Origin of the sequence: Micromonospora sp. S4605, assembly GCF_003176715.1 — a bacterium.
Lineage (GTDB): Bacteria > Actinomycetota > Actinomycetes > Mycobacteriales > Micromonosporaceae > Micromonospora > Micromonospora echinaurantiaca.
Genome location: NZ_QGSW01000421.1, coordinates 1 through 5,833, shown reverse-complemented (window position 1 = coordinate 5,833; position 5,833 = coordinate 1). Strand labels below are relative to the sequence as shown.

The window sequence follows — 5,833 nt, the reverse complement described above, 5'->3', positions numbered from 1 at the left end:
CCCCCCGTGCCGGCCGGCGACCCGCCGGCGGACATGTCCCCGCGCCCCACGTGGGCGGAGCGCGGGGACCCCCCGTCCCGGCTACTGCAGGAACGCCCCGAGGGGCGAGAGCAGCAACCGACCGAGCAGCGCGGCGTTGTCGTCCAACCGCGCGCGCTCGCACTCGTGGGCGGCCGGATCGTGCCGGTAGCGCCAGATCTTCTGCGCGTTGCGCCAGGCGACGTCGCGGGTGTACTCGATCAGTTCACCCTGGTACCAGTCGTCGATGTCGCCGTTGAGCATGTCGATGAGCAGTTGCCAACGGTCCAGGTAGCCGCGCCGCAGCCCCGGGATCTTGTCGGCGAAGATGTCGTTGATCTCAAGGTAGTCGCGGTGCTGGTCGGTGCCGTCGACCGGCTCCGACTCCAGGCTGTCGAACGTGGTGACCAGGGCGAACGGCAGGTCGAAGTTGATGTGCGCGTTCACCCCCGCGGCGGCCGACGGCAGCGGCCGGGCGTCCGGGCCGCGCATCCGCTCGAACAGGCACGACCAGGCCTTGGGGCAGCCCGGGCTGGAGTCCGTCCAGAGCCGCAGCGCGTCGAAGTAGCGGGCCGCGAACTCGACGTCGAGCCGGGACAGGAACACCGGGTCGGCGAACCGGTCGTCGTAGAGACCGTCCAGCACGCTGGTGGTGATGGTCAGGTAGAGCTTGTTGAAGTCGGCGAGCGGGCAGCTCTCCTCCAGCGGCGGCAACCGCACCAGCAGGTCCTGGAGCTTGGTGAGGTGGTCGACCACCGCCGGCACGTCGGCGGGGTGGTCGGCGAGCAGGTCGACGATGTCCCGGTGCACGGGCCCCCAGACCGGTTCCGTCATCTTCTCCTCCACACTGCCGCGCGACACCCCGTCGGTGACACGGCACAGCCTTCCAGCCGGCGGCTGTCCGCCGGATCAGTAGAACGACGTATCCGTACCGCGCGGGTCAGGCCGACCGGCTACGCAGGTAGATGGCGCTGGCCTGGACCCGGGTGCGGACCTGGAGCTTGTCGAAGATGTGCGACACGTGCACCCCGATGGTCCGTTCGCTGATAAACAGCCGCTGCCCGATCTCCTTGTTGGTCAGGCCCTCGGCCACGGCGGCGAGCACCTCGCGCTCCCGGGCGGTCAGCACGGCCAACTCGTCGCCGTCCGGACCGGCGCCCGCGCCGGCGTTCCCGACCGGGCCGCGCTCCTCCAGCCGCACCCGGGCCCGGCCGGCGAGGGTACGGATCTCCGAGGTCAGCGGAACCGCGCCGAGGCCCTGGGCCACCTGGTACGCCTGCCGCAGCAGCTTCCCCGCGGTGGCGCTGCGGCTGCGCCGGGCCAGCAGGGCCTCGGCCTGCCGCAGCCGCGAGTAGGCGGCCGGATAGGGGTGGTTGCGCCGGTCCCACTCGGCCGCCGCGTGCGCCCACAGCTCCGGGTCGCTGCCGTCGAGCCGGCTCACCTCGGCGGCGCAGAGCGCCAGGAACCCGTCGACCACGTCGCGGACCGGGCGGGCGGCGTGCTCGCTCTTGCGGGCCACCCGCTCGGCGACCTCCCGCAGCCGGCGCACCGCTGTCTGGTCGACCGCCACGACGCGGCTGGCGTGCGCCTCGGCCTCGGCCCGCAGGCCGTGCCAGACCAGCGTGGCGAGGATGCCCACGTCGTCGGAGCGGCTCTCGGTCAGGCCACGCTGCACCGCCTGCCGGGCCAGGTCGTGCCGGCCCTGCCACATCGCCAGGCCGGCCCGCAGGGTGAGCAGCGGGATCACGTGCCGGGCACCGCCGCCGGCGAGCATCGTGGCCACCGAGTCGAGGTCCCGGTCGGCGGCCTCGATGTCGCCGTAGCCGACCGAGAGGCGGCACCGGGCCAGCAGCAGCTCCACGGCGTCGGCGCCGGACGGGCGGTGCCGCAGCGCCGCCGCGACCACCTTCTCCGCCTCGGCCCACTGGCCGACCCGGAAGAGCCCGTTGGTGGCGATGGCCAGCAGCCGCGTCTCGTAGGTGCGGCCGAGGCCCAGCTCGGCGACCCGCTCGGCGCCCCGGCGGGCCACCACCACGCCCTCCTCCAGGACGTTCAGCGGCCCGGTGAGCAGCTCGGCCAGGTGCAGGTACGCGCAGGCCACGTCCTCCGGCCGGCCGGCCCGCTCGGCGGTCTCCAGCGCCTCGCGCATCACCGCCAGCCCGGCGTCCGGATCCTCCAGGTACGCCTCGGAGAAGCCGAGCGCCGCGCTGGCCAGCACCACCTCGGAGGTGGAGCCCTCCACCCGTGCGGCCAGCCGCAACGCCTCCCGGGCGCGGCGGCCGGCGTCGGCGTACCGGCCCAGGTGCAGCAGCAGCTCGGCCAGGTGGGCGGCGGCGGTGGCCCGCTCCCGGGGCGTGCAGTCGGCGGCCTCCAGCACCTTCTGGTACTCGGCCTCGGCGGGGGCGGACCGGCCGGCGGCGGCCAGGTAGCGGGCCCGCCGGATGTGCAGCGCGCAGGCGGATCCGCCGGCGTCCGCGGCGACCAGCTCCTCCAGCAGCGCCAGCGCCCGGGCGTGCTCGCCACAGTGGTGGGCCGCCTCGGCGGCGTGTTCGAGCAGGGTGGCCCGGTCCACCGCCACCGGCCCGCCGGCCGGGGTGTCGGCCAGCTGCAACGCCACCGACCAGTGCCGGTGCGCCTCGGCGTAGCCGTGCAGCCGCTCGGCCTCCCGGGCGGCGGCCATCGCCGCCGGCAGCGCCCGCGCCGGCTCGCCGGCCAGCCGCCAGTGGTGCGCCAGCCGGGCCTGGTGCAGCTCGGCCGGCGCCGCGGTGAGCGCCTCGGCGTAGCGGCGGTGCAACGCGGCCCGTTCGGCCGGTAGCAGCTCGTCCTCCAGCACCTCGGCGACCAGCCGGTGCCGCAGCCGGTAGCCGTCGTCCGCGCCGACCAGCAGCCGGTGCGCGACCGCCGCGCGGACCGCCTCGATCAGCTCGTCCTCGGGCAGCCGGACCACCCGGGCCAGCAGCCAGTGCTCGACCGGCTCCACCCCGGCGGCGACCGCGTGCACCACGGCGTGCGCGGGCTGCGGCAGCGCGTCCACCCGGGCGAGGAAGATCTCGCGCAGCGTGTCGGAGAGCCCGTCCCGCCCGTCGCGCAGGTCGCGGGCCAGTTCCTCGACCACGAACGGGTTGCCGCCGCTGCGTCGCCAGACCTGCTCGGCCGCCTCCGGGCCCAGCGGGCCGCCGACCACGGCGGCGGCGAGCCGCTCGGTGTCGGGCCGGTCCAGCGGGGCCAGGTCGAGCACCCGCACCGACCGCAGCCGGCGCAGCTCGGTGAGCACCCGGCGCAGCGGGTGGGCGCCCTGCAACGACTCGGCCCGCACCGCGGCCAGCACCGACAGTTGCAGGTCGCCGAGGCCGGCCAGCAGGTAGAGCAGCAGCTGGCGGGTGCTCCGGTCGACCCACTGCAGGTCGTCCAGGACGAGCACCAGCGGCCGCCCCTCGGCGATCAGGTGCAGCCCCCGGGAGACCCGCTCCAGCAGCGCGCCGGCGCCGTCCGGGCCGGCGGTCTCGTCGGCGAAGGTCTGCAGCAGCCCGCGTACCGCCGACGAGGTGCGGGCGTGCGAGGCGGTCAGCTCCGCGTCGAAGCGCCGCAACGCCTGCAGCAGCGGGTGCAGTGGCGAGGCGTCGCCGATGTCCAGACAGGACCCGGTGAGCACCAGGGCGCCGGCCTCGCGCAGCCGGGCGCCCACCTCGCGCAGCAGCCGGGTCTTGCCCACGCCGCTCTCACCGGTGAGGAAGACCGCCGCGGTGTGCCCCGGCGCCACGTCGTCGAGCAGCGCCGACCGCACCGCCGTCAACAGGTCGGCCCGGCCGACGAGCGGTGCGGTGTCCACATCGCTGGCCATGGCACGCAGCCTAGTCACAGGTCCCCGCACCGTTCTACGGCCCGGACGGCGGTGTGGTACTCCTCGCGTCGACATTGCGACCAAAGGTTGCGCGCGGCCGACATACGTCGTTCTGCCGATCCCCCGTCGGCCCGGTGGTGACAGTCTCCGAACGTCATCAGCCAGAAGCGGGGAGAGAGGCGGTGTCCATGCCCACCACCACCATCGCCGACGCGACGCCGGCCACGTCCGGACGTTGGCCGGTGCCCGAGGAACGCCGGATGGTCACCGTACTGTTCGTCGACATCGTCGGATCCACCGCGCTGGTGACCCGGTTGGACCCGGAGGACGTCCGCACCCTGCAACGGGCCTACTTCGACACGGTCGGCGAGGTGCTGCGGCGGTGGCACGGCGTGGTCGAGAAGTACATCGGGGACGCCGTCATGGCGCTCTTCGGCGCCCGCGACTCGGACGGCTTCGACGCGTACCGGGCGGTGCGGGCCGGGCTGGAGATCCAGCGGGCCCTGGACCGGCGGGCCGTGGCCGGGGGGCCGCGGCTGCGGGTGCGGATCGGGGTGGCGACCGGCGAGGCGGTGGTGGACCTGGCCGGCGCCCGCGACGGCGGGCACGGCGCGGCCAGCGGCGCGGTGATCACCACCGCGGCCCGGCTCCAGGAGTACGCCGCGCCCGGCGGCGTGGCGCTCTGCGCGGCCACCCACCGGGCCACCGCCGGCCTGGTCGAGCAGCGCCGGGTCCCGCCGGTGGCGCTGGCCGGCAAGGCGTCGCCGGTCGACGTCTGGCACGCCACCGCGCTGGTGCGGCCGGCCCCGGTGCGACACGACGGCCCGTTCCTCGGCCGCCGCCGGGAGATGGCCGCCGCCCGGGACCAGATCGTCCGGGCGGTACGGGACCGCCGCCCGCGCTGGGTGTCGCTGGTCGGTCCGGCCGGCAGCGGACGCAGCCGGCTGCTGCACGAGCTGAGCCGGTCGGTCGCGACGGTGGACGCGGTGGCGGTCCGCTGGTGCGTCGCGCGTTGCCTGCCGTACCCGGACCACCCGCTGGCGCCGGTCGCGGAACTGGTCCGGGGCTTCGCCGGCCTCCGCGCCACCGACCCGCCCGCCTGGGTACGCCGGCGGCTCGGCACCGCCCTCGCCGGACTGGTGCCGCCCGAGCGGCTGCCGGCGGCCGGGTCCACGCTGGCACGGCTGGTGGCCCGGCCGGACGGGGCCGACCCGGCCGACGCCGGTCTGGCCGGCGCCGCGGCGCTCTGGCGGGAGATGCTGCTGGCGCTGGCCGCCCGGCAGCCGGTGGTGGTGGCGGTGGACGACGTGGACCGGGCCGCACCCGAGGTGACCGGCTTCCTGCGCGCGCTGCTCGCCGAGGCCACCGACCGCCGCCTGCCGCTGGCGGTGGTGACCGCGCACCGTCCCCAGTGGGCGGAGCCGTCGCCGGTGCCCCGGACGCCGGTCGACCTGCGGCCGCTCGGCCCGGTGGACAGCGGCCGGCTGCTGCGCCACCTGCTCCGCCGGGCCGGCCGGCCGGTCGCGCTGGCGGACCGCCTGCTGCCCCTGGTCGGCGGCAGCCCGGGCCACGCGGCGGCGTACGTCCGGTCGCTGGTCGAGGGGGCGGACAACGCGGCCGACCTGCCGGTGCCCGAACCGGTCCGCCGGGCCGTCGACGCGCGGCTGGACCGGCTCGACGGCGACCAGCGGGCGACGCTGATGGCCGTGGCCAGCCGGGTGGCGGCCTGCCCCGCGCCGACCGTGGACCGGCTGCTCGACTGGGCGCCCGGGCGGGCCCGGCCGGTGCTGCGGTCGCTGGTCGCCCTCGGACTGCTGGCCGCCCGCCCGACCGGCGGGTACGCGGTCGCCGAGGCGGTGGTGCGCCAGGTCGCCTACGCCCGGCTGCCCCGGGCGGTACGGGCCGAGTTCGCCCGGCGCGCCGCGGCGGCGCCGCCCGCCGGGCCGGCGCCCGTCCCCGCCGCCCGCCCGGCAC

3 protein-coding genes are annotated in these 5,833 nt (G+C 76.8%); 1 reads left to right on the top strand and 2 read right to left on the bottom strand.

Going from position 1 to position 5,833, the window contains the following annotated elements:
• Positions 1 to 81: 81 nt before the first annotated feature.
• A complete protein-coding gene (locus DLJ47_RS32920) occupies positions 82 to 852 on the bottom strand; it encodes a DUF5995 family protein (protein WP_109905943.1) in 771 nt (256 codons plus the stop codon).
• A 106-nt stretch (positions 853 to 958) separates the two neighbouring features.
• Positions 959 to 3,859, bottom strand: a complete 2,901-nt coding sequence (locus tag DLJ47_RS32915; protein WP_109905941.1) for a helix-turn-helix transcriptional regulator — start codon at positions 3,857 to 3,859, stop codon at positions 959 to 961.
• A 188-nt stretch (positions 3,860 to 4,047) separates the two neighbouring features.
• Between DLJ47_RS32915 and DLJ47_RS32910 the strand changes: the two genes are divergently transcribed.
• The coding region (locus tag DLJ47_RS32910; RefSeq protein ID WP_109905939.1) for an adenylate/guanylate cyclase domain-containing protein at positions 4,048 to 5,833 on the top strand (1,786 nt) is incomplete at its 3' end.